Source organism: Streptantibioticus parmotrematis (genome assembly GCF_019890615.1).
Lineage (GTDB): Bacteria > Actinomycetota > Actinomycetes > Streptomycetales > Streptomycetaceae > Streptantibioticus_D > Streptantibioticus_D parmotrematis.
Genome location: NZ_JAINVZ010000015.1, coordinates 15,694 through 37,316, shown reverse-complemented (window position 1 = coordinate 37,316; position 21,623 = coordinate 15,694). Strand labels below are relative to the sequence as shown.

The 21,623-nt window shown below is 69.3% G+C and carries 14 protein-coding genes and 2 pseudogenes; 10 read left to right on the top strand and 6 right to left on the bottom strand.

What is annotated here, in order from left to right:
- Positions 1 to 21 precede the first annotated feature (21 nt).
- The 9 genes and pseudogenes from K7472_RS20695 (at position 22) to K7472_RS20660 (ending at position 12,557) form a co-directional block, all read left to right on the top strand.
- Positions 22 to 1,041: an SDR family oxidoreductase gene (locus K7472_RS20695; protein ID WP_222979999.1), complete on the top strand. Its 1,020-nt coding sequence runs from the start codon at positions 22 to 24 to the stop codon at positions 1,039 to 1,041.
- A gap of 752 nt (positions 1,042 to 1,793) precedes the next feature.
- Positions 1,794 to 4,880 (top strand): FAD-binding and (Fe-S)-binding domain-containing protein, encoded by a 3,087-nt coding sequence (locus tag K7472_RS20690; RefSeq protein ID WP_222979998.1) that lies wholly within the window; start codon positions 1,794 to 1,796, stop codon positions 4,878 to 4,880.
- A gap of 57 nt (positions 4,881 to 4,937) precedes the next feature.
- Positions 4,938 to 6,749 (top strand): thiamine pyrophosphate-requiring protein, encoded by a 1,812-nt coding sequence (locus K7472_RS20685; RefSeq protein WP_222980093.1) that lies wholly within the window; start codon positions 4,938 to 4,940, stop codon positions 6,747 to 6,749.
- Between the two features lie 6 nt (positions 6,750 to 6,755).
- Positions 6,756 to 7,880 (top strand): enolase C-terminal domain-like protein, encoded by a 1,125-nt coding sequence (locus K7472_RS20680; protein WP_222979997.1) that lies wholly within the window; start codon positions 6,756 to 6,758, stop codon positions 7,878 to 7,880.
- A gap of 590 nt (positions 7,881 to 8,470) precedes the next feature.
- Positions 8,471 to 9,031: a hemerythrin domain-containing protein gene (locus K7472_RS20675; protein WP_222980092.1), complete on the top strand. Its 561-nt coding sequence runs from the start codon at positions 8,471 to 8,473 to the stop codon at positions 9,029 to 9,031.
- A 178-nt stretch (positions 9,032 to 9,209) separates the two neighbouring features.
- A pseudogene (locus K7472_RS32830) lies at positions 9,210 to 9,649 on the top strand (nitrate reductase); the annotation flags it as partial.
- A gap of 434 nt (positions 9,650 to 10,083) precedes the next feature.
- Positions 10,084 to 10,911: an RNA polymerase sigma factor SigF gene (locus tag K7472_RS20670; RefSeq protein WP_222980091.1), complete on the top strand. Its 828-nt coding sequence runs from the start codon at positions 10,084 to 10,086 to the stop codon at positions 10,909 to 10,911.
- 108 nt (positions 10,912 to 11,019) lie between these two features.
- Positions 11,020 to 11,508, top strand: a complete 489-nt coding sequence (locus K7472_RS20665) for a hypothetical protein (protein ID WP_308014002.1) — start codon at positions 11,020 to 11,022, stop codon at positions 11,506 to 11,508.
- A 71-nt stretch (positions 11,509 to 11,579) separates the two neighbouring features.
- Positions 11,580 to 12,557, top strand: a complete 978-nt coding sequence (locus tag K7472_RS20660) for an L-threonylcarbamoyladenylate synthase (protein ID WP_222979995.1) — start codon at positions 11,580 to 11,582, stop codon at positions 12,555 to 12,557.
- Positions 12,558 to 12,609: 52 nt separating this feature from the next.
- On the opposite strand, the pseudogene K7472_RS20655 reads toward K7472_RS20660, so the two are convergent.
- From K7472_RS20655 to mobF, 3 genes and pseudogenes are all read right to left on the bottom strand, one after another.
- Positions 12,610 to 12,879 (bottom strand): annotated as a pseudogene (locus K7472_RS20655) (carbonic anhydrase); the annotation flags it as partial.
- Positions 12,880 to 13,544: 665 nt separating this feature from the next.
- Positions 13,545 to 13,841: a hypothetical protein gene (locus tag K7472_RS20650; RefSeq protein WP_222979994.1), complete on the bottom strand. Its 297-nt coding sequence runs from the start codon at positions 13,839 to 13,841 to the stop codon at positions 13,545 to 13,547.
- Between the two features lie 18 nt (positions 13,842 to 13,859).
- The gene (gene mobF / locus K7472_RS20645; RefSeq protein ID WP_222979993.1) at positions 13,860 to 18,632 is read right to left on the bottom strand and encodes a MobF family relaxase; all 4,773 of its coding nucleotides are present in this window, start codon (positions 18,630 to 18,632) and stop codon (positions 13,860 to 13,862) included.
- Between the two features lie 332 nt (positions 18,633 to 18,964).
- Between mobF and K7472_RS20640 the strand changes: the two genes are divergently transcribed.
- The gene (locus K7472_RS20640) at positions 18,965 to 19,408 is read left to right on the top strand and encodes a hypothetical protein (protein ID WP_252395961.1); all 444 of its coding nucleotides are present in this window, start codon (positions 18,965 to 18,967) and stop codon (positions 19,406 to 19,408) included.
- Between the two features lie 71 nt (positions 19,409 to 19,479).
- Here K7472_RS20640 and K7472_RS20635 read toward each other — a convergent pair whose 3' ends face one another.
- The 3 genes from K7472_RS20635 to K7472_RS20625 form a co-directional block, all read right to left on the bottom strand.
- Positions 19,480 to 19,818, bottom strand: coding sequence for a hypothetical protein (locus K7472_RS20635; protein WP_252395960.1), 339 nt, complete (start codon positions 19,816 to 19,818; stop codon positions 19,480 to 19,482).
- A 197-nt stretch (positions 19,819 to 20,015) separates the two neighbouring features.
- The gene (locus K7472_RS20630; RefSeq protein ID WP_222979991.1) at positions 20,016 to 20,975 is read right to left on the bottom strand and encodes a hypothetical protein; all 960 of its coding nucleotides are present in this window, start codon (positions 20,973 to 20,975) and stop codon (positions 20,016 to 20,018) included.
- A gap of 142 nt (positions 20,976 to 21,117) precedes the next feature.
- Positions 21,118 to 21,432, bottom strand: coding sequence for a hypothetical protein (locus K7472_RS20625; RefSeq protein WP_222979990.1), 315 nt, complete (start codon positions 21,430 to 21,432; stop codon positions 21,118 to 21,120).
- Between the last annotated feature and the right edge of the window lie 191 nt (positions 21,433 to 21,623).

The following is a 21,623-nucleotide window of genomic DNA, read 5'->3' as shown; positions in this document are numbered from 1 at the left end:
ACCCACAGGAAGGGGTTGTCCATGAGCCAGACCGTGGTCGTCACGGGAGCCAGTGGCGGCATCGGCCGAGCCGTCGCTCGGGCGTTCGCCCAGCGCGGTGCGAACGTCGGCCTGCTCGCCCGAGGCCGTGCCGGACTGGAGGCGGCGGCCCGCGATGTCGAGGAAGCGGGCGGCAGGGCGTATCTCGTGCCGACCGATGTCGCGGACGCGGCGCAGGTCGAAGCCGCAGCCGACGCCGTCGAGAACGCGTTCGGACCCATCGATGTGTGGGTCAACGTGGCGTTCACCTCGGTGTTCGCGCCCTTCACCGATATCCGAGCGGAGGAGTTCAAACGTGTCACGGAAGTGACCTACCTCGGCTATGTCCACGGCACCCAGGCGGCCCTGGCCCGGATGCTGCCCCGGAAGACGGGCACCATCGTCCAGGTCGGCTCCGCGCTCGGCGAGCGGTCCATCCCGTTGCAATCGGCGTACTGCGGGGCCAAGCACGCGGTCAACGGCTTTACCTCCTCCGTCCGCACCGAACTGCTCCACAACAACAGCAACGTTCACATCACCGCGGTCCAGATGCCCGCGGTCAACACCCCGCAGTTCTCCTGGGTTCTCTCACGCCTCCCGAGGCATCCCCAGCCCGTGCCGCCGATCTATCAACCGGAGATCGCTGCGCGCGCGGTCGTGTACGCCGCTGACCACCCGCGGCGCAAGCAGTATTACGTTGGCGCTTCCACGGTCGCGACGGTCCTTGCCAACAGGCTGGTGCCCTCTCTGCTTGACCGGTATCTGGGTCGCACCGGATACGACTCCCAGCAGACGAGCCAGCAGGTGTCCGCGGACCGGCCGGACAACCTGTGGGCGCCCTTGGACGGCGACGATGGTCATGACTTCGGCGCGCACGGGGCTTTCGACAGGCAGGCACACGGCCGCGCTCCGCAACTGTGGGCCGCGCAGCATCCTCTGATCACCTGGGGCGCGGTGGCCGCGGGGTCGTCCGCCGTGTCGGCCGCGCTCCTCGTCATGGCCTTGCGCGGCCGGAGGCACTGAAGTGCTGTCCCTGGCCTGCGCCGCTCGCGTCCTCCGCATGCCCCCGATACCGACCGGCAACGGCAGGGTCGCCTGATGGGGGCGATCCTGAGGATCGCGTGGGCCCGCTGGTGTGGTTCAGGTGACGCTGGGCCTGACGGTTGCGCGCGATGCGGAAGTTCTCCGGCACCCGGGATGGGGAAAGGCCGTGTGGGCGGCCATCGGGGGGATATTGCCGCGATGGAGGGCCTTAGCGGTTACACCGGGTACCGGGGTGGTGTGCGGTACGGGCCCGGCCGGACCTGATGAGGGAACGGCTGGGGAGTCGGGCGGCGCACGGCTTCTGACTCTGCATCCGCTGGGCCTACTCGGTGCCGTAGTGGGCAGGCGGAACGGCGGTGACCCACGGCCTCTGCACGGGCGGTGGGTCTACCCGGACAGCTGCGATGACCACGAAAGGCGGCGATCGTGTCCACAGGCTCGAGCGTTCAGCAGACGAGAGGGCCCCAAGCAACGGAGCCGACCGGTACACGAGGTATTGCCCAGCATGCGCTCTCCAGACCGGCATTTCGGCATTCAAGCCGGGCGGCGATTCCCCTCGATCCGCCATGACCCGAAGCCCAGCTGCCAGGCGAGGGTGGAAGCACGACCACGAGTGGCGTTCGACCATGACGAGACAGAGCTGAAGACCGCGCTCGGCTACTGACGGATCAGCTCCGCCGCCCCATGTCACACGGCGGAGGTGATGGTGAGCATGACAGGGGAAGGCACGTATGACGACCGCACGACAGCAGCCCGCTGGGGAAAACCCCGCAGGACTCGACGTCGCAGCTTTGGAGCGTGCTCTGCGCGCGAGGGTGGACGGTGAGGTGCGTTTCGACGCGGGCAGCCGTGGTGCCTACGTCACGGACGGCTCCAACTACCGGCAGGTCCCGGTGGGGGTGGTAGTCCCTCGTACGGTCGATGCCGGGGCTGCCGCGGTGGCGGTGTGCGCCCGGTTCGGGGCACCGGTGCTCTCCCGTGGAGGCGGTACCAGCCTGGGCGGACAGTGCACGAACACCGCTGTCGTGATCGACTGGACGAAGCACTGCGATGCGCTGGTCTCGGTCGACGAGCGGGCCCGGACCTGTGTGGTCGAACCGGGCATCGTGCTGGACGAGCTGAACAGGCAGCTGGTTCGGTACGGCCTGATGTTCGGCCCGAAGCCCGCCACGCACAGCCACTGCACGCTCGGCGGGATGATCGGCAACAACTCATGCGGTGCCTCGGCTCAGGCGTACGGCAAGACCGTGGACAACGTCCGCCGCCTTGAGGTGCTCACCTACGACGGCACCCGGATGTGGACGGGGCGCACATCGCCTGAGGAGTATGCCGAGATCGCCGCTGCCGGTGGCCGCCGCGCTGAGCTCTATGCGGGCATGCGGGCACTGGCCGAGCGGTATCTGGCCGACATCCGCCAGGGCTACCCGAAAATCCCGCGCCGCGTCTCCGGTTACAACCTGGACGACCTGCTGCCCGAGAACGGCCTGAACGTAGCCCGCGCTCTGGTGGGAAGCGAGGGCACCCTGGTCACCGTGCTGCACGCCGAGCTCGACCTCGTTCCTGTCCCGGCCGCGCAGGCGATCCTCGTCCTGGGGTATCCCGATATCTGCGTCGCCGCCGACGACGTCCCCCGGGTCCTGGAACACTGTGACCCCGCCCAATTGGAGGCGATGGACGACCGGATGGCGCAGCTGATGCGCGAAGAGGGAACCCATCTGGAGTCGCTGGAGTCGTTCCCCGAGGGCGACAGTTGGCTACTGGTGCAGTTCGCCGGCGACGATCAGCAGGATGTCGACCGTCAAGCACACGAGCTGCTGCGCGGTCTTGGGCGCAGCCAGAACGACCCGACCGTGGCCCTGTCGGAGGACCCGGAGCGTGAGCAGCGGATGCTCAAGGCCCGTGAAGCCGGCCTGGGCGTCACCGCCCGGCCGCCGGACGACCGGGAGACATGGGAGGGCTGGGAGGACTCAGCCGTGCCGCCTGAACGGCTCGGTGACTACCTGCGTGACCTGAAGAAGCTCTTCGCCGAGTTCGACTACGATCACCCGTCGCTGTACGGCCACTTCGGACAGGGATGCGTGCACACGCGCATCCCCTTCCAGCTGCGGACCGCCGAGGGGGTCGCCGCTTTCCGTGCCTTCCTACACAAGGCGGCCGACCTGGTGGCTTCCTACGGGGGGTCGTTGAGCGGGGAGCACGGCGACGGACAAGCTCGCGGCGAGCTGCTGACGAGGATGTTCGGTGACCGGCTCGTAGCGGCGTTTGGCGAGTTCAAGGACCTGTTCGATCCCGACGACCGGATGAACCCCGGCAAGGTCGTCGCCGCGAATCCGGTGGACGGACAGCTCCGCCTCGGGCCGCACTGGCGTCCCCGTGACGACTCCGACGCCCGCTTCGGCTACCCCGGCGACGACCATTCCTTCAACCGGGCCGTGATGCGCTGTGTCGGCGTGGGCAACTGTCGCAGCCACCAAGGCGGCGTGATGTGTCCGTCGTACCGGGCCACGGGCGAGGAGGAGCACTCCACCCGGGGCCGCGCCCGGCTGCTCTTCGAGATGATCGGCGGTCATTCCGACTCGCCGGTCACCGACGGCTGGCGCTCCACGGAGGTTCGCGACGCCCTCGACTTGTGCCTGGCCTGCAAGGGCTGCAAGTCCGACTGTCCGGTCGGTGTCGACATGGCCACCTACAAGGCGGAGTTCCTCTCCCATCACTATCAGGGACGGCTGCGGCCTGCGGCGCACTACGCGCTCGGCTGGCTTCCCGTGTGGGCCCGCGCGTCGCGGATCGCCCCCCACCTGGTCAACACCGTGCTGCGCGCTCCCGGCATTGCACGGCTGGGCAAGCGCCTGGCCGGCGTCGCCGACCGGGACGCGCCGCTGTTCGCCGAGGAGGACTTCGTCCAGTGGTGGCGTACCCGTGACACCCCGGCCCCGGAACCAGGAGATCCCCTTGCTGTCGTGTTGTGGCCGGACACCTTCAGCACGTACTTCCACCCGGCTGTGGCCAGGTCCGCGGTGCGAGTGCTGGAAGACGCAGGGTTCCGGGTGGCCGTTCCCACCGAAGCGGTGTGCTGTGGGCTGACCTGGATCTCCACCGGGCAGCTCGGCATGGCGCAGCGCATGCTGCGCCGGAGTGTGGAGGTGCTGCGGCCGTGGATCGAGGCCGGCACGCCGGTCGTCGGCCTGGAGCCTTCGTGCACCGCTGTCTTCCGCGTCGACGCCCCCGAGTTGATGCCGGACGACGAGGACATCAAACGGCTTGCCGGGCAGTTCCTGACCTTCTCCGAACTGCTGTTGCAACGTGCTCCCGAGGGCTGGCAGCCTCCCCGGCTGACCAGGGCGGCAACGGTGCAGACCCACTGCCATCAGCACGCGGTCACTAAGTTCGACGCCGACCGTGAACTGATGCGCCGGGCGGGCATCGATGCCGACGTCCTCGACGCGGGCTGCTGCGGACTGGCCGGGAACTTCGGCTTCGAGGCCGGCCACCACGAGTTGTCCATGCAGATCGCGGAGCTGGGCGTGCTGCCCGCGATCCGGCAGACCGCGCCGGACGCCCTGGTGCTCGCGGACGGATTCAGCTGCCGCACCCAGATCGAACAAGGCGGCACCGGCCGAGGCGCGCTGCACCTCGCCGAGGCACTGGCCCTCGCACTCGACGGCCCGGCACCCGCCGATCGTCCTGAAAAGGCAGCCGCACGGCCCGCCGCTCCCGCGCCGGCCGCGCTTCGGCTCGCCACCGCCGCCGCGGCCGTGGTCACTGCTGGTGCTGCCGCGGGAGCCGCGTATCTGCTGGTGCGCCTCAGGAGGAGATAGCCGCCGCCCCTGAGTGAAGCCCACCGACTGACGAGACGAGAGGATAGGCCTGTGTCGATGAAGGTGTCCGACTACGTGCTCCACCGCCTGCGTGAATGGGACGTCGAACGCGTCTTCTCCTACGCGGGCGACGGCATCAACGGCCTGCTGGCCGCCTGGGGCCGCGCCGAGAACAAGCCGCAGTTCATCCAAGCCCGGCACGAGGAGATGGCCGCCTTCGAAGCCGTCGGCTACGCCAAGTTCTCCGGCAAGGTCGGCGTGTGTGCGGCTACGTCAGGACCCGGCGCGATTCACCTGCTCAACGGTTTGTATGACGCCAAACTCGACCACGTCCCGGTCGTGGCCATCGTCGGGCAGACCAACCGCAGTGCGATGGGCGGCAGTTACCAGCAGGAGGTCGACCTGCTGAGCCTGTACAAGGACGTGGCCTCCGAATACTGCGAGATGGTCACCGTCCCCGAGCAACTGCCGAACGTCATCGACCGGGCGATCCGCACCGCGTACGCCAAGCGGTCAGTCACCGCCGTGATCATCCCCGCCGATGTCCAAGAACTGGACTACTCGCCACCCACACACGCCTTCAAGATGGTCCCCTCCAGCCTCGGCGTGGGGGAGTATGCGCCGGTGCCCGCGGGCGCGGACCTTCAGCGGGCCGCCGAGGTGCTCAACGCGGGTGAGAAGGTCGCGATCCTCGTCGGCCAAGGCGCGCGGGCCGCCCGGGCTGAGGTCGAGCAGCTCGCGGACATGCTGGGCGCCGGCGTCGCCAAGGCGCTGCTCGGCAAGGACGTTCTCTCCGATGAGCTGCCCTACGTCACCGGCTCCATCGGGCTGCTCGGCACCCGTCCGTCGTACGAACTGATGCAGGACTGCGACACCCTTGTGGTGATCGGCTCCAGCTTCCCGTACACGCAGTTCATGCCGGAGCTGGACCAGGCCCGGGCGGTGCAGATCGACATCGACCCGTTCATGATCGGGCTGCGCTATCCCTTCGAGGTCAACCTCGTCGGCGACGCGCAGGCGACACTCAAAGCCCTGCTGCCGCACCTGAAGCGCAAGAAGCCCGGCTCATGGCGGAAGAAGATCGAGAAGGACACCGCGCGGTGGTGGGAGGTCATGCAGCGCCGCGCCGCGGTCGACGCCGACCCCATCAACCCCGAATACGTCGTCCACGCCCTCGACGACTTGCTGCCGCCCAACGTCATGCTGGCCGCCGACTCGGGTTCCTCTGCCAACTGGTACGCCCGCCATCTGCGGATGCGCGGCCAGATGCGCGGCTCGCTGTCCGGCACGCTCGCCACCATGGGCCCAGGCGTGCCGTACGTGATCGGCGCGAAGTTCGCCCACCCGGACCGGCCCGCGATCGCCCTCGTCGGTGACGGAGCCATGCAGATGAACGGCATGGCCGAACTCATCACCGCCGCCAAGTACTGGCACGAGTGGTCAGACCCGCGGCTGATCATCGCCGTTTTGAACAACCAGGACCTCAACCAGGTCACCTGGGAGATGCGCGCAATGGAGGGAGCACCGCAGTTCCTGCCGTCACAGAGCCTGCCCGACGTGCCGTACGCGGACTTCGCCCGCTCCATCGGGCTGCAAGGAGCCCGCGTCGAGAAGCCCGAGGAGGTACACGGCGCCTGGCAGAGCGCACTGGCCTGCGACCGTCCGTTCGTCATCGACTTTCGCACCGACCCGGCCGTGCCCCCGATTCCGCCGCACGCCTCCCTGGAGCAGATCGAAGCGGCGGCATCCTCGGTCCTGCGTGGCGACAGCGACCGCGCCGGCATGGTCCGGCAGGGCATCAAGGCGAAGGTGCAGGAGATGCTGCCCGGCCACCGTCACCGTGACGACCGGCCAGGGGCCGAGGACTGACGTCCCATGAGTCACCCCAGCCCGAAAGTACCCCACGAGCCGGTCGTGGAAGCGGTCGAGACCGCGGTCTACACCGTGCCCACCGACTCGCCCGAAGCCGACGGCACCCTCACCTGGAACGCCACCACTTTGGTGGTCGCCCAGGTACACGCGGCCGGAGAAGTGGGCCTCGGCTGGAGCTACGCCTCTCCGGCCGCTGCCACCGTCATCGAAGCCCACCTCGCCGAAGCCATCACCGGACGCCCGGTGTGGGACGTACCGGCGGCCAACGAGGCGATGAGCCGCACGGTGCGCAACGCCGCCCGTCCGGGCATCGCGGGCCACGCGATCTCCGCGGTGGACATCGCCCTGTGGGACCTCAAGGCCCGCGTGCTCGGTCTGCCGCTGACCAGGCTGCTGGGTGCCGCCCGCTCCGAGGTGCCCGTCTACGGCAGCGGCGGCTTCACCACCTACGACGCCGCACAGCAGGACCGCCAACTGCGGTCCTGGACCGAGGACCTCGGCATCCCGCGCGTCAAGATCAAGGTGGGAGAGTCCTGGGGCACCGCCGAGAACCGGGACCGGAAACGGATCAGCGACGCGAGGAACAGCGTCGGCGATGACGTCGAACTCTACGTCGACGCCAACGGCGGCTACACCGCCAAGCAAGCGGTACGCCTCGCCGCCCATCTCGACTCAGAGGGCGTCACCTGGTTCGAGGAACCGGTCTCCTCCGACGACCTGGCAGGCCTGGCCCGCGTCCGCGCCGTGGCACACGCCGACGTCACGGCCGGTGAGTACGGCTACACGCTCCCCTACTTCCACCACATGCTCGCCGCCGGCGCGGTGGACTGCCTGCAGGCCGATGTCACCCGTTGCGGCGGCATCACGGTCTGGCTGCGGGCCGCTGCCCTCGCCGAAGCACACGGCCTGCAGATTTCCGGGCACTGCGCCCCCCACCTGCACGCACATCCCGCCGCTGCCATCCCCAACCTCCGCCACCTGGAATGGTTCCACGACCACGTACGAATCGAGAACCTCCTGTTCTCCGGCATCCTCGACCCGGCCGGTGGCATCATCCGCCCGGGCGCCGACGGGGCGCCGGGCCACGGCCTCGCGCTGCGGGCCGTCGACCGGTACCGCGAAAGCTGAAGACCGATGAGCACGCACAACAACGAGGCGCAGCCGTCACGTCTCCGGCGGTCACCACCGAGGTCGGCTCGAGATTTCGGGCCTACGGGCCTGCCATGGCGGCTCCTCTCCTGCCCGACGGCGCAGGCACCGCGCGGCGCAGCCGCAGCGTGATGATCTGGCGTCGTCCTTGCTGCCCTTGCCGTGCTGTCCGTCACCGGCGTGGACTTCGCCACCCGCTTCCTCAGCGTCACCCAAGAGTGTCTAAGGGTGCCCAAGCGTTTCGAACGATGCAGAGGATTTCCGGCGATCAGCGCGGCTCGACGTCGTACTCATCCGCATCCCAACCGACCACTCCAGCACGCCACGGATCATCCTCGCTGAGCTCGCCCATGCCGCTCACGGTGCCCTGCGGTGACCCGGCCGACCAACCTCACGCCCATGTGGGGCTCATGACACGTCCGTTAACGGCACTCGCAGTTGGGCGGCAGTGGTGTCACTGGGGCCGTTTGGGGCAGGCGAACGCCACTAAGGCGTGTCCGCCGACGCCACGGCGTCGCCGTCAGAGCAAGGTGAGACTCGTCAACCTGGTAATGGAGCGGAGTGGCGTGATGGGGCATGGCGGAGATGTGATCACGGAACTGACGGCCGATCACCGGGAAGTCGCCGGTCTGTTCAGCCGGATCGAGACGACCCCAGTGGGGGACAAACGTCGCCGAGAGCTCGTTGACGAGGTCACGATCGAGCTGGTGCGGCATTCCGTCGCTGAAGAGCAGTACTTGTACCCTGCGGTGCGGGAGCACGTTGAAGGCGGTGCTCAGCTGGCGGACAAGGAGATCCGCGACCACGCCGAGGTCGAACAGCTCCTCAAGGACCTTGAGGGTCTCGGGGCGGACCAGGAGCGCTTCGATGACCTGGTCGCTCGTCTGAAGCTCACCGTCTCCGCGCACGTTCAGGATGAGGAGGACCGTCTTTTTCCCGCACTGGCGAGGGCCTGCACGGCCGAAGAGCTGGAGGAACTCGGTGACAAGGTACGCCGGGCGAAGAAGACGGCGCCCACCCGCCCTCACCCTTCCGCCCCGGACACTCCCCCCGCCAACAAGCTCCTGGCACCCGGCGCCGGTCTGGTCGACCGCGCCCGGGACCTGATCACCGGCCGCGGCAAGCACTGACCACCCTCGATCGGGGCCAGCTCGGCGATACCGGCTCCCCAGCTGCAGCAGCCCCGACCCAAGGTGGCGCGAACGGCCAAGCCCTTCGCGCCGCCCTTCACTACGGCTCGCCTGTCGCGGCTGTGGCACAGGCGTCGCCGACGACTCGTCGTCGTGCTTCTCCAGGGAGTTGACGCAGGTGCGTACATCGGTCAACCGGATCGCGGACCCCTGGGGGTGCGCGCACTCCGTACGCGTGCGGCGCGCCGTGGCCGGTGCGCATCGACACCCATCTTCAGGCCGGGTTGAGCCCCCCAGGATGTGGAGCGCTGGGTGCCGAGTGCGTCTCTTCTGCATTCGAACGGTGATGTAATGGATATCGCGGTGCTCGACGGACGGATCGTCGGAGTGCGAGGCCGCGTGGGTGACCGGGTCAACCGAGGGTGGCTGGAGCCGAAGGACCTGTTCGGCTGGCAGGCCAACGCGGCGCGTGATCGGCTGACGTGGCCGCTGGTCCGAGAGGGCGGGCGGCTGGTGGAATCCGACTGGGCAACGGCGATAGGAAGAGTGGTGACGCGCTCCCAGCCACTGCTGCAGGAGCGGGGACCAGGGTCGATCGGCTTCGTGGATGGTCGTCAGGGTGCTCGGGCAGATGGAGGCCGTAGTGTGGTGCCGCCCAGGCCAGCAGTGACACCCATCTGCTGAAACTGGCCTCCACGTGTCACCCACAGACACTGCGCCAGATCCGATGGACCAACACCATGATCAAAACGCTGTCACCCCAACTTCTCACCAGCCTGTAGCCCCCTTCTCTGCTGGCCTCGCACTGCCATCGTTGCGTGGGACAACCGCTTCTGCCGCTGACCGCCAGCCGTCCGACGCCTACGGCACGCTGCGAGAGAGCCCCGGCCTTCCTGGGCGGGGCATGGTCGCTTGTTTCCTGACACATACGACTACGCGTGCCCGGGTAGGCGCGGACTGCACGATTCCGCCTTTCGCGGGCCACAGGATCCCGTATTCCCAGGTCAGGAGAGCGTGTGAAGACACCTCAGGTGAACCGGACCCGCGAGCCGATGACCGAGTGCGCGGACGGTCGATCCCATGAGTCAACGCTTGAGCACTCCCCGTTTATATCCGAGGTGCGGGCGGTCTCGTCAGCACTGTTCCGGCGGCTGGCCGGGCTGGAGGAAGGTACGGCCGAGTACCAGTACGTGCGCAACGCCCTGGTCGAGGCCAACACGGCCCTGGTCGGGTTCGCCGCCAAACGCTTCAGCAAGCGGACCGAGCAGATGGACGACATCTATCAGGTGGGCGTGGTCGGCCTGATCAAGGCGGTCAACCGGTTCGATCCCGACTACGGGGTGGAGTTCGTCAGCTTCGCCATGCCCACCATCGTCGGCGAGATCAAGCGTTTCTTCCGTGACACCAACTGGTCGGTGCGCGTGCCGCGGCGCATTCAGGAACTGCGCATCAGCCTCGCGAGGGCCACCGACGCTCTCGCCGTGGAACTCGACCGTGCCCCGACCACCGCCGAGCTCGCCGCACGTGCCGAGGTCACCGAGGACGACGTGCGCGAAAGCCAGACAGCGGCCGGCGCCTACACCGCCTGCTCCCTGAATGCTCAGACCTTCGAAGAAGACGGCGACAGCGCGGGAGCAGCCTGGGCCGAACGGATCGGAGCCGACGACCCGGCCCTGGAGAGCGTCGAGAACCACATCGCCCTCAAGCCGCTCATCGCGGCCCTCCCGCTGCGCGAGCGCACCATCTTGTCCATGCGCTTCAACGACGACATGACCCAGTCCGCCATCGGCGCGAAACTCGGCATCTCCCAGATGCACGTCTCCCGCCTGCTGGCCCGGACGCTGGATAGGCTGCGTCAGCAACTCCTCGCCCCCGCCTGAAGCGTCCGGGCGCGCGGAGGCCGGCACCACCTCCATCAGCACGCTTCCCCGCGTGGCAGATGCGCTGACGCCTCGTCGAGCAAGAAGCGAAGGACAGGAGTGCGGATCGTGCACAGCGATCAGCAGCGGTTGCTGGACATCTACCTCAACGACCACTTGGCCGGCGCCGGGTTCGGCACCCACCTGGCACGCCGCATGGTCAGCGCACGCCAGCACTTCACCGACCCAGAAGCACTCGAGCGCCTAGCCGCCGAGATCGCGGAAGACCGCGCATCCCTCCTGAAGATCATGAACACGCTGGGGATCGCCGTCCGCCGCCGCATGAACGCCGCCGGCTACCTGGCAGAGAAGACCGGCCGGCTGAAGCCGAACGGCCGGCTGCTGCACCGCTCGCCACTGAGCTCCCTACTGGAACTGGAAATGCTGCGCGTCGGTGTCGAGGGCAAAACGTCGGGCTGGCGCGCGCTGCGCACCCTCGCGGACCACGACGACCGGCTCGACCAACACCACCTCGACACCCTGATCGAACGCGCCCAGCAGCAAAGCACCGTACTGCAGCAGCTCCACCACACCCACGCCCAGCAGACCTTCCCATAAGCCACCTGTGCGAGTTGCCCGCTCACCCGCGCGGGGGTCGCCGGTCCTCGACGTGCGCCTAGAATCGCGGCGTGATCGCGAGGACCAGTGACATCGAGACGGCAGCCGGTGTGCTGCGTGACGGAGGGCTCGTGGCTCTCCCCACCGAGACGGTCTACGGTCTGGGCGCCAACGCCGAAGACCCCGCCGCGGTCTCGCGTATCTTCCAGGTCAAGGGGCGTCCGCCCTCTCACCCGCTGATCGTCCACCTCGGCGATGCGCAGCTGCTCGACGACTGGGCCGAGGATGTGCCGCCCACGGCGCGCCTGCTGGGCGAACGCTTCTGGCCGGGCCCGCTCACGCTGGTCCTGCGGCGCGGTCGCCGGGTACCGCTCCAGGCGACCGGCGGCCTGGAGACGGTGGCAGTACGCGTGCCGGGCCATCCCGTGGCCCTTACGTTGCTTGCTGCCTTCGGCGGCGGAATCACCGCCCCGTCCGCGAACCGCTTCGGCGCCGTCAGCCCCACCACCGCCGACCATGTCCGTACGGAACTCGGCGACGCCGTGGACTTCGTCCTGGACGGAGGCGCTTGCCAGGTCGGCGTCGAGTCGACCATCGTCGACCTCACGGGCATTACGCCGAGCATCCTGCGCCCCGGCGGCATCACGCGCGAAGACCTCGAACGGGTGCTGGGCCACCCACTCGCGGTCCCCTCGGCCAGCCACGTGCGGGTGCCGGGTCAGCATCCCTCCCATTACGCACCGCGTGCGCGGGTCATCCTCGTCGAACCGGAGAACCTCGCCCTCGAAGCGCGCCTCGCACGGGAGCGAGGACACCGCGTGGGCCTTCTTCTTCCGCCCGCTCTCGCCGACGCCGTGGTGAAAGCACACGCTGTGCTGAAGATCCCCGGTTCCACGACCGCCTACGCACGGGAGCTGTACGGGTTCTTGCGCGAACTCGACCAGCGCGGGTGTGACGTCATCATCGCCTCGTTGCCGGTGGAGGAGGGCCTGGGGCTCGCGATCGCCAACCGGCTGCGACGCGCCGCAGGCCCCCGCCCCACTGCGTGACCGGCACCGACGCCGGGAGCTCACCAGGCACACCTCGGGAAGACCCGTACGGTCAGGACGCGGCTGCCGCCTGCGCGTCGAGACCGTGGGAGGTGACGAGGTGTGCGCTGCCGCCGGTCAGCTGGTAGCGCAGGCCCACGATGGCGGTTTCACCGGCGGCGACCTTCTCGGCCAGCACGCGAGAGCGCTCCAGCAGCAGATCAGCCGTGTGACGAACATGCGCGGCGATGATCTCCTCGGGCTGCACCTGGCCGGCAGCCCTCGCCGCCAGCACGCTGGGCGTCACCCGCTCCACAACGTCCCGCACGTACCCAGCCGGCGACGGGCAAGTCGAGATGGCGGGCGGCGGTCGCCTTGGCGGGGGAGTCAACGGGGATGATGTCCACCGTGGCGGTCGAGCCGGACTGGTGCAGCCCGTCGCCGCTGGTCTTGCCCTGCCGGGCAAGCAGGATCTGCTCGCGACCCCCGGTGGTCATCACGAAGACGCCGGTGCGGGCGTCGCTCAGCGCAGCCGGTATGAAGGTCCAAGCGACCTTCCCGGTGGCCAGGTCGTACGCCTGCACGCGGGAGCCGTCGGCGGCGGCCTGAACCACCAGGTTGCTTCGGGGCGCGATAGCCACCAGCGAGAAGCCACTGGATCCGGCCTGGACGTCCGGGGCCTCCGGGCTCGCCGTCGTGCTCCAGCCCCGGGAAGCGTCGAACCTGTCCGGGACCGGCAGCCGCACCGGCGGCGCTCCCGTGACCTGTACCGCGCTCGGCGAGGAAGAGGGGTGCGTGCTGGGGGAGCCGCCGCACGCGCTGACGTTGGTCAGCGCCGCCGCGAGCAGGACCGGAGCGGCTATCCGCCACGCTGCCCGGCTAGGCCTGGCCGCCCGGCGGGCGCTGCCGCCCGTCGGCATGCACAGGCGGAAGAGGAGTGGCAGATGCACCGGCCGGGCCAGGCGCCGGGATCGCAGGGCGCGCGCCGATAGCCGGGCGGCGGCCCGTTCAGTTCGGGGCCGCCGCCGCACCGGGCATGGGCAGCTGACCGGCCAGGAGGGCGCGGATGGCCTCCTCCAAGATGGCCACGGTCCGACGCAGTTCGTGATTCTCCTGCGCCCTCTCGTCGTTCCGGTCGGGGCTGGCCTCGAAGGCTGCGTCCATGCCGCGCAGCCGCTCATCCAGGGTGTCCTCCGGGGCCGGGGTGTGCCCGAGGGCGGCCATGCGGGCCTGCCGTTCGGAGAGCCACGCGGCGAGCTGTCCACGCTGCTCCTGGCTGAGGCCGTCAGTCGGCTGGTCCTCCATCGTTCCTCTCCTTCGTCGTTAGCTTCTCGGGCCCCGGCGAGGGCCCAGACCGGGTCCGGGGCGCTCTTGGCGCTGCTGCTCGTCCTCGGCCGCCTGGCGGGCTCGCGAGGTGGCTTTGGCCGTCTGGCCGGTGACCGGGCCGTGGGTCGGCGGCAGGCCGCGACGGGCGCGCTCACGATGGGCGCTCAGGTCGGCGAGCCGCTGCTGGATCCGCGAGCGCTGGAAGAGCGTCAGGGCGTCGTACAGCTCGGTCCACTGCACGCGCAGCTCGGCCTCCTCCGGGCTCTCCCCAAGGGGGTCGTCCGCGTCAGTCTGGTGCAGCATCCTCCACACCGCCAAGGCAGTGACGAGCTGCCGCCACTGGGCCTCCTGTTCCTCGTCCTGCTCATCGGGTGCAGGGATCTGCTGGACCCATTCCTCCGGCGGTTCCTCGCCGTCCAGCATCAGGCGCAAGGCGACGTCGGCGAACGCCGCGGCGGCGGCCGTGACCGCCTGCCGGTCGTCGGCGTCGGTGAAGCGGGCCTCCAGCAGGAGGTAGTGGAAGTTCTCCGCGGTGCGCGCGGCGATGCGCATGCCGGAGACGGGATTGTCCGGCCGGGCGCGGGCGGCGGCCCACGCCCTCGTGCGCCGGCCGACCTGCTCGATCCGCTCCTGGAAGATCGCCCAGGCGTGGGCGTCGCGTGGATCCTCGGGCTGGTTGCCGATGCCGACGACCGAGTCGTCCAGACCGTGCCGGACTCGCCAGGCATCCGCCAGCGCGGCGGTGCGCTCCCACAGCGCCCGCAGCTCGCTGCCGGTGTGCGGGACGGGGCCCAGCACACACGCCCAGGCGGGCGGGTCCGTGGCGAGCAGCGCGCCGCTCTGCTCCAGCCGCTGGGAGAGCACGATACGGCGCTCGACCAGGTGTGCATGCCACGCTTCGGGGGTGTCGGCGTCCCGCAGGGCGGCCGAGGGGGCCAGCCAGTCAGGGAGCGAACCGGAGTTGTCGGGCACCGGAGCGGGGCCGTGGGGGAGCTGGTCGCGCAGGCGCCGCTCGGCGCGGATGCGGGCGGCGATGATCTCAGCACGGTGCAGCCGCTGGCGCGCCTCGTCCTGCCGGTGCAGGGTGGCGACTAGCTCGCGAAGGGTGGCCTCGACAGGCTGGCGGGCGGTGTGGCTGGCGCCGCTCCTGGGCTCGCGCTGCCAGTCCTCGCGCATGCGGTCCAGCGGGCGCATGTCCCGCCGCAGCTTCTGCTCGCAGCGCAGCGCAGCGTGCTCCGCGGCGGCGGCCCGCTCGGCATCGTGGTCGCCGTCGAGTGCGGCTCGGCTCATGCGGCGCCGGGCGTCGGCGACGGCGGTGGCGAGGTCGGCGCGGGTCAGATATCCGTACGGGCGGCGCGGCCAGGCCGGGTGTGGCAGACCGTCCACCACGACGTGACGGGGCTGGCCGGCCACGGCCGCGTCGGCGCGGTGCAATTCCTCCAGTGCCTCGCGCCGCAGGCGCTCGGCGCACTGCAGCAGGCGGTCGAGCAGCTGGTCGCCGATGTGCTTGAGCGGGCGGCTGCGGCCCGGCTTCGACTCCCGTTCGGCGGCACGTTCGGCAGCGGCGCGGCCCTCTTCTACTCGGGCGTCGATACGCCAGGACAGCACCGCGGAGACGTCGTCGGCGTCGGCGAAGTCGCGCTCCGCGTATGCGGCGGCGAGCAGCCGAGCGGCGTCCCAGCCTTCGGCCTCGGCCTTCTTCAGCGAACGCTCGACCGCGGACCAGGCGTCGGAGCCGATGAACGCCTCGGCCGCACCGCCCAAGACGCGCCGCGCGAGGTTCTGGATGCGGTGGCTGACCGCGCGGGCGTGGACGTCGGTGTACTCGGCTGCCAGCTGACCGATGCTGTAAGCGCGGTGCTGCTCGGCCCGGATGGTCTCGTGCGCGGAGACCGATCCGCGACTGCTACGCGCCACGGCGTCCAGCACGTCGTGCATGCTCTGGCCCTCGTCGGCGACCACGTACAGCCGGTTCGACAGGCGGGCGCGGGTGGCCATGACGTAAGCGGACTCGCGGCTCGTACGGGCGGTGATCAGGCCGTGTGCGGTCGCCACCGTCAGGCCCTGCGCGCGGTGCACGGTGGAGGCGTAGCCGAGTTCGGCGTGCCGTCGCAGGTAGAAGGCCGGGAGGACGACGCGGCCGCCGTGGCCGGTGCGGCGGACGGTGGCGTTGCCCGCAGCGTCGAGGGCTTCGATGCACCACTGGTCGCCATTCTTGACGAAGTCCAAGCCTGCGTTGACGATCAGACGGCGCCGGTTCCTTCGAGTGACGATGAGGTCGCCGACAGCCGCCTGCATCTCGTCGCGCAGGGCGGTGGAGTGGGCCAGGTCCAGGCGTCCGGAGGCGATCTGGAACGCCTGGGCGCGCAGGTTGAGTTCGCGCACAGCATCGGTGTCGTCGGCCATCATCAGCGAGTGCAGGCCAGCCTCGGTGTCGGTCTGCCAGGCGGCGAAGACCGAGTCCAGCATCTCCTGCGGGCCGCCGCCAACGATCCGATCCTGGGCGAGATGCCAGGTCCACGCGTCGGCAGGATCGCCGTCGCGCAGGGCCAAGGTGGCTTCGGCTTCCCCGTCGGTGCGGAAGCGGTGCAACTGCTCCAGTTCGACCGCGCCGACCTCGCGGGCCACCAACCGCAGGGCGCCGCCGGACTCCACCGCGCCGAGCTGCGCGGGGTCGCCGATCAGGCGGACCAGAGCGCCGGCCGCTTCGGCCTCGGCGACGATCCCGGCGAGGTTGCGGGTTCCGGCCATGCCCGCCTCGTCGACGATGATGACGTCGCCCGGGCGGAGTTGGAAGGCGTCCTTGACCCGCCGTCCCTCGGCGAGCCGGTCGCGCTGGGCGATCCAGCTGTGCATCGTGTGGGCGACGGCGCCCAGGTCGTCCTCCATGACCTTCGCCGCCCGGCTGGAGGGGGCCAGGGGTATGAGGCGGCCGCCACCGGCGGCGATGGCGTCGCGCACCAACTGCAGGGCGGTGGTCTTGCCGGAGCCGGCCGGGCCGATACCGACGACGACCAGCTTGTCCGAGCAGGCAAACGCCTGGGCCAGCCGCCGCTGGCCAGGGTCGAGCGGGGGCCCGTCGAACCGCTCGGCAACCGCGGCGAAGCGGTCGGCGCCCAGCGCCGGGATGACCGAGGTGCGCGCCGCGTTCAGGATCCGCGACTCGGCCGCCAGGACCTCGCTGGAGGTGTAGAGCTGCGCCTCTCGGCGCCGGTAGATGCTGCTGCCGTCGGCGCGCTGCAGCGGCGCGAACGGCCGGTGAAGGTCGGGGGGAGTCAGGTCGATCGAGCCGTGGTCGATCGCCTGCCGGGTGATCCGCTCGGCCAGCCCGCGGGTGTCACCGCGGCCCTGGGTCAGGCGGACCACGTGCCGCCGGGCCTCGGCGAGCACGTGCCGCTCACCCCACACCGCCCGCTCGGAGGAGACCACCTGCAGCACGTCCCGCGTGGCCTGCTCGATGTCGACCGCGGCGGCCGGATCCTCCTCCGTCACCGCGCCGCGGGCGATGGCGCGCAGGTGGTCCAGCAGGCCGTCGATCCGGGCGACGCCGAACAAGCCGATGGCTTCCTCGCGCCAGGCAGCGCGCAGATCGGACAGGGCACGGGCTTTCTTCTTGTGCGGCCGGGACATCTGTGCGGCCTGCTGGATGAGCGCCATGCGGGCGCCGGTGTCCGGCTCCTTGCCATACCGGCTCCGGTACTCCTGCAGCAGCTTGTCCAGGTCCTTGCGAATGTCCTGGGCCCGCTTGGAGAACGCCTCGATCAGGTCGTCGTCCAAGCCACTGATGGCCATCACGGGCCGCTTGCCCGGAGTGACCTCCCGCTCCTCGGCCTGCACACCGAGCCGGCGGCACAGCTCCTCGACGACGCGCTGGTTGTACAGCTCGCTGGCCGCAACTCCCATCGCGTACAGCAGCTTTCCGTCGATGGAGCGCCACTTCCCGTCCACGCCACGGACCTTGTTGGCGACCACGACGTGGTCGTGCAGCAGCGGGTCGCCGCGGCGGCTGTCGTAGTGCCGGTAACGAGCGGCTATCAGTCCGCCGCGCACGTCCTCCTGCGCAATTCCGTTGATGCCGGTGCGGGTCGCCAGGGCATTCTCCTCGATCCACGCTAGGGTTTCGGCGATGGCCTGCTCGTGGGCGGCCTGCACCTCCACACGGGTGTGCTCATCGCCCAGCGCCCATAGAACCGAGCCGTACTTGTTGCGGAAGACCAGGTCGTAGCCTGCGACCGCCTGGCGGTCGCAGGAGGTGTTCGCGCTGATGTAGCGGCTGAGTTCTTCAGCGTCCTTCGGGGCCCGGCCGAAGTCCTCGCGGAAGGCCATCGCGCCGATACGCCCGCGTATGCGCTTGCGCTCGGCATCAGTCGCTTCGCGTCCCTCGCGCGTCTCGAAGTCCTGGATCGCGTCCTGAATCCGGGCGGCGAGCGGGCCCTTGGTTTGCTCGTACTGGTAGTACCGCCGGCCCAGCCTGGCCCGTCGGATCGCGGCGGCCGGGCTGAGCCCTTCGGCCACGGCCTCGGCGAGGATCCGGTCGGCGTCCGGATGCAGTCCCTCACCGTACAAGGCCTTCATCTGAGCCTCGGTGACGGTGCCTCGAACGCCCAGCTCAGCAGTCCCGCCGCCGATCCAGACGCCGGGCGGATTGCCCTCGGCGGTGTAGTAATCGCTCAGTTCACGCTTGCCCGACCGGCGTTCGTCGCCGGTGGCGATTTCGCGCGTGTAGTACAGGTAACCATCCCCAGCGCTGAGCTTGTGGATGGTCATCATGCACTCAGCCTACCTTGTGACATTGTGAATGCAAAAGCTTCGATCGTGCCAACGGCGCGGTCGGGTGCAGTGAGTTGGGGAAGGCGAGGAACGAGCCGGCCAACGAACAATCCCGACCGCGCCGTTGGCACGATCCGCGCAGCGCTTACGGCTGTCCCGAGGGGCGCTCTCCGGAGCGCCCCTGGGGACAGCCGCGCCGTTTGTTTTCCACAGGGGGCCGGTATGTGACGTCCCGGGCTCGCGTCGACAAGACGGCCAGGCAACTCCCGCCGTAGCACCGGACGTTGTCTGAAGACCACAATGGTCGTGGACCTACCGATGGGAGGGCGTTCATGGCAGAGCGGAGGACCACTCGCCAGCTCAAGGCGAGGGACAAGGCTCGGGCCCGGACGGTGGAACGTCGCCAACGCGAGCAGCGACTAGAAGACCTGGCGACCACCTGGTTCGAGGCGGAAGATGCGATAGCTGATAAAGCGTCCGCGGCCGACGAGAAGATCAGAAAGTACACCGAGAAGGTTCGCGGGGAGGTGGAGAAGGAGAACGGGAAGCTGCGGGAGCAGATGAGCGACGTCATGGGTGAGATGCTGGTGCTCTCAGGCGTGCGTTCCGTGGCGGAGCGGCTGGGTGTGGCGGAGGCTGTGGTCCGGGAGGTCAAGGCGTCGTTGCACGGCACTGCGAGTGCTCCGGCTGACTCCGGATCCCCGACGCCGAAGCCGACGTCGACGGCCGTCGAGCGGCCCGGTTCAACAGAGGAGGCAGCGGCCCTCTCCGGGTGACACGGACGCGCCGCAGTCCTCGACCTGGCTGTTACCGGTCCAGGTCGAGGACTGCGGGCGTTTGGCGTCTGTTACCGGGTTCCGGGCACCGGGGGTGTAACCCAGGATGCCGGGCTAAGTGGGGCCGACACGGGCCCGGCCTGAGGAGCTGTTACCGGGTTCGGATGCGGGGAGAAGTGCTGCCCCGCAGGCCGACCAGGATCGATCGGCCGGTGCACCCATCGAACCTTGGCGCCTGCCGTCAGCTCAGTTCGCCATGGCTGATCGGCGCTGAAGAGGACCCACAGCGGCTCGCTGTCGCGGGTGGTCTTCTCGTAGCGCGCAAGGCGGAACCCGACCTTGCTGCCGTCCGGGGTGTCCACTTCGATCGTCATGCCGATCCAGTCGAGGTCGAGATCCTCGATCGACATCTCCGTTATCCCTATCCCGCTACGCGTCATGGGATCCCCTTTCCCTCGGGCGCCGTGTTGCTGCGCGCGGTGGTCATGGGCGACGGTACCTCGCACGGTGGCAGAGCGCGGCGCTTAGCACGACAGCACGGAAGCGGGCCCCCGGTCGCGCTGGCAGCGCGACCGGGGGCCGGGTGCGGACATGACCAACTAGTTGATCAATCCTGGGTGTTGGAAGCGCTGCTCGGCCGTTGATGCGCGGTGAGCCAGCCGGCGATGAACGCTGCGGCGGCCGCGGACTCGACTGTACAGTCGATCACTTCACCGTCCCCGGCGATGTAGAGCGGCTCGCCGACCGACTCACCGTTGTCGTCGCGCAGGAACACCGTCCAGCCGGTGTGGGCGGGTGAGTCGTGCTCGGTGGACGTATTGCGATCGGCCACCGACAGGTGCGCACGATGGTAGACCTCCTGCGCCGGGGTGGCCGGGTCCAGTGGGATCGCGTAGTACGGTCCCGTACCTTCGTGCACGGTGACGTTACGTTCGGCCAGTGCAGCGCGCAGTACGCGACCCGCCGTTTCGAGGGCTCTCGTCGAGTGCGGGACTATCAAGTAGAGCGTGTCGGCGAAGTCGTTGAGGTGGAAAGGCTCATCGTCGCACTCCTCGGGGTCGGTGACCTCGCGGCCGATGGCGGTCATGTGTAGCGCGGGGCATTCCCCGTGCTGCGCGTGGAGGGCGAACGCGGCGCAGTCGGGGCTGCACGTGCCGCACGCGGGCGAGGGGTCGGCGTATCGGGGGATGTGGGCCTTCAACGTCGCGTGGCCGAGCTGCCGGTCATTCAACTTGAAGGCGCTCAGGAGCACGTCACCTTGACGGACTTGGTCGGCTCGTACGACGCGGGCAGTGGTGGTGTCCAGGTCGGGGAGCGGGTACGGGTAGGTGGCCAGGTAGGCCCCAATGATCAGACCTGCACCGAGGTCGTTGGCGGCGTGACTGCTGGCCGGTCGAATCGCGTCATCCAGCAGGTCTACCTCGACCACGGTGCTCCCGGCACCGACCTCGAAGACGGGCGGGAAGGCTTCGGGGTCGCGCAGCATGTCCCAGGCTTCCCGCGCCGCGCTCAGCGGGTCTTCGGCGTCGATGTCCTCGTTGGTCCAGCTGACGTGGTAAGTGGTCACGCCTGTCTCCTTTCAGCGTCAAGTCACGGCGGTGTTGGTGGCCGAGCCCGCGTCGGGGGTGTTGCCCTGCCCCTCGGGGGCGTCTTGGGTTCTGATGGAGGGCCGGGGCGGCGCTGAGGTGCGCGGCCCCGGCCGGTGTGAATTACCAGAAGAAGAGCTGAGGGTGCTTCAGCGCGAGTTCCAGGATGGCGGCGTCGGGACCGCCCTTGCTCCTGATCAGCTCGCCGCCGAGCTTGCCGATCTCGTCCTCGGTGAGCGCCCGGACGCCCGATCGCTCCAAGAACTCATCAATCGTGTCAAGAACGTCGTCGGGGTGGCTGAAGTTCTCGACCAGGCCGTGAATTCCGGCCGGTTGGCTGCCCTTCCACAGTTGCACGGAGAAGGTGCGGAGCACCGGGTCGAAGACCGGCAAGATGTGCGTGCTTTCGTCCAGATCAATCGATTTGCCGTACGCCATCGTCTGTGGGATTCCTTCCGGGTGGTGGAGTGTCGGGGGGGCTTGCCCAACCCCATCGCGACATAGGGAAATCTATCTTTGGTAGGCGGGGAATCACCTTTCTTTGCGGTGGGTTGAGAGGTTCGGCTAGGGCTAGACAGGCGGCACGGGTGCGCTCGGGCAGCATCGGCGTGGTCCTGGCCCGGTGTGTG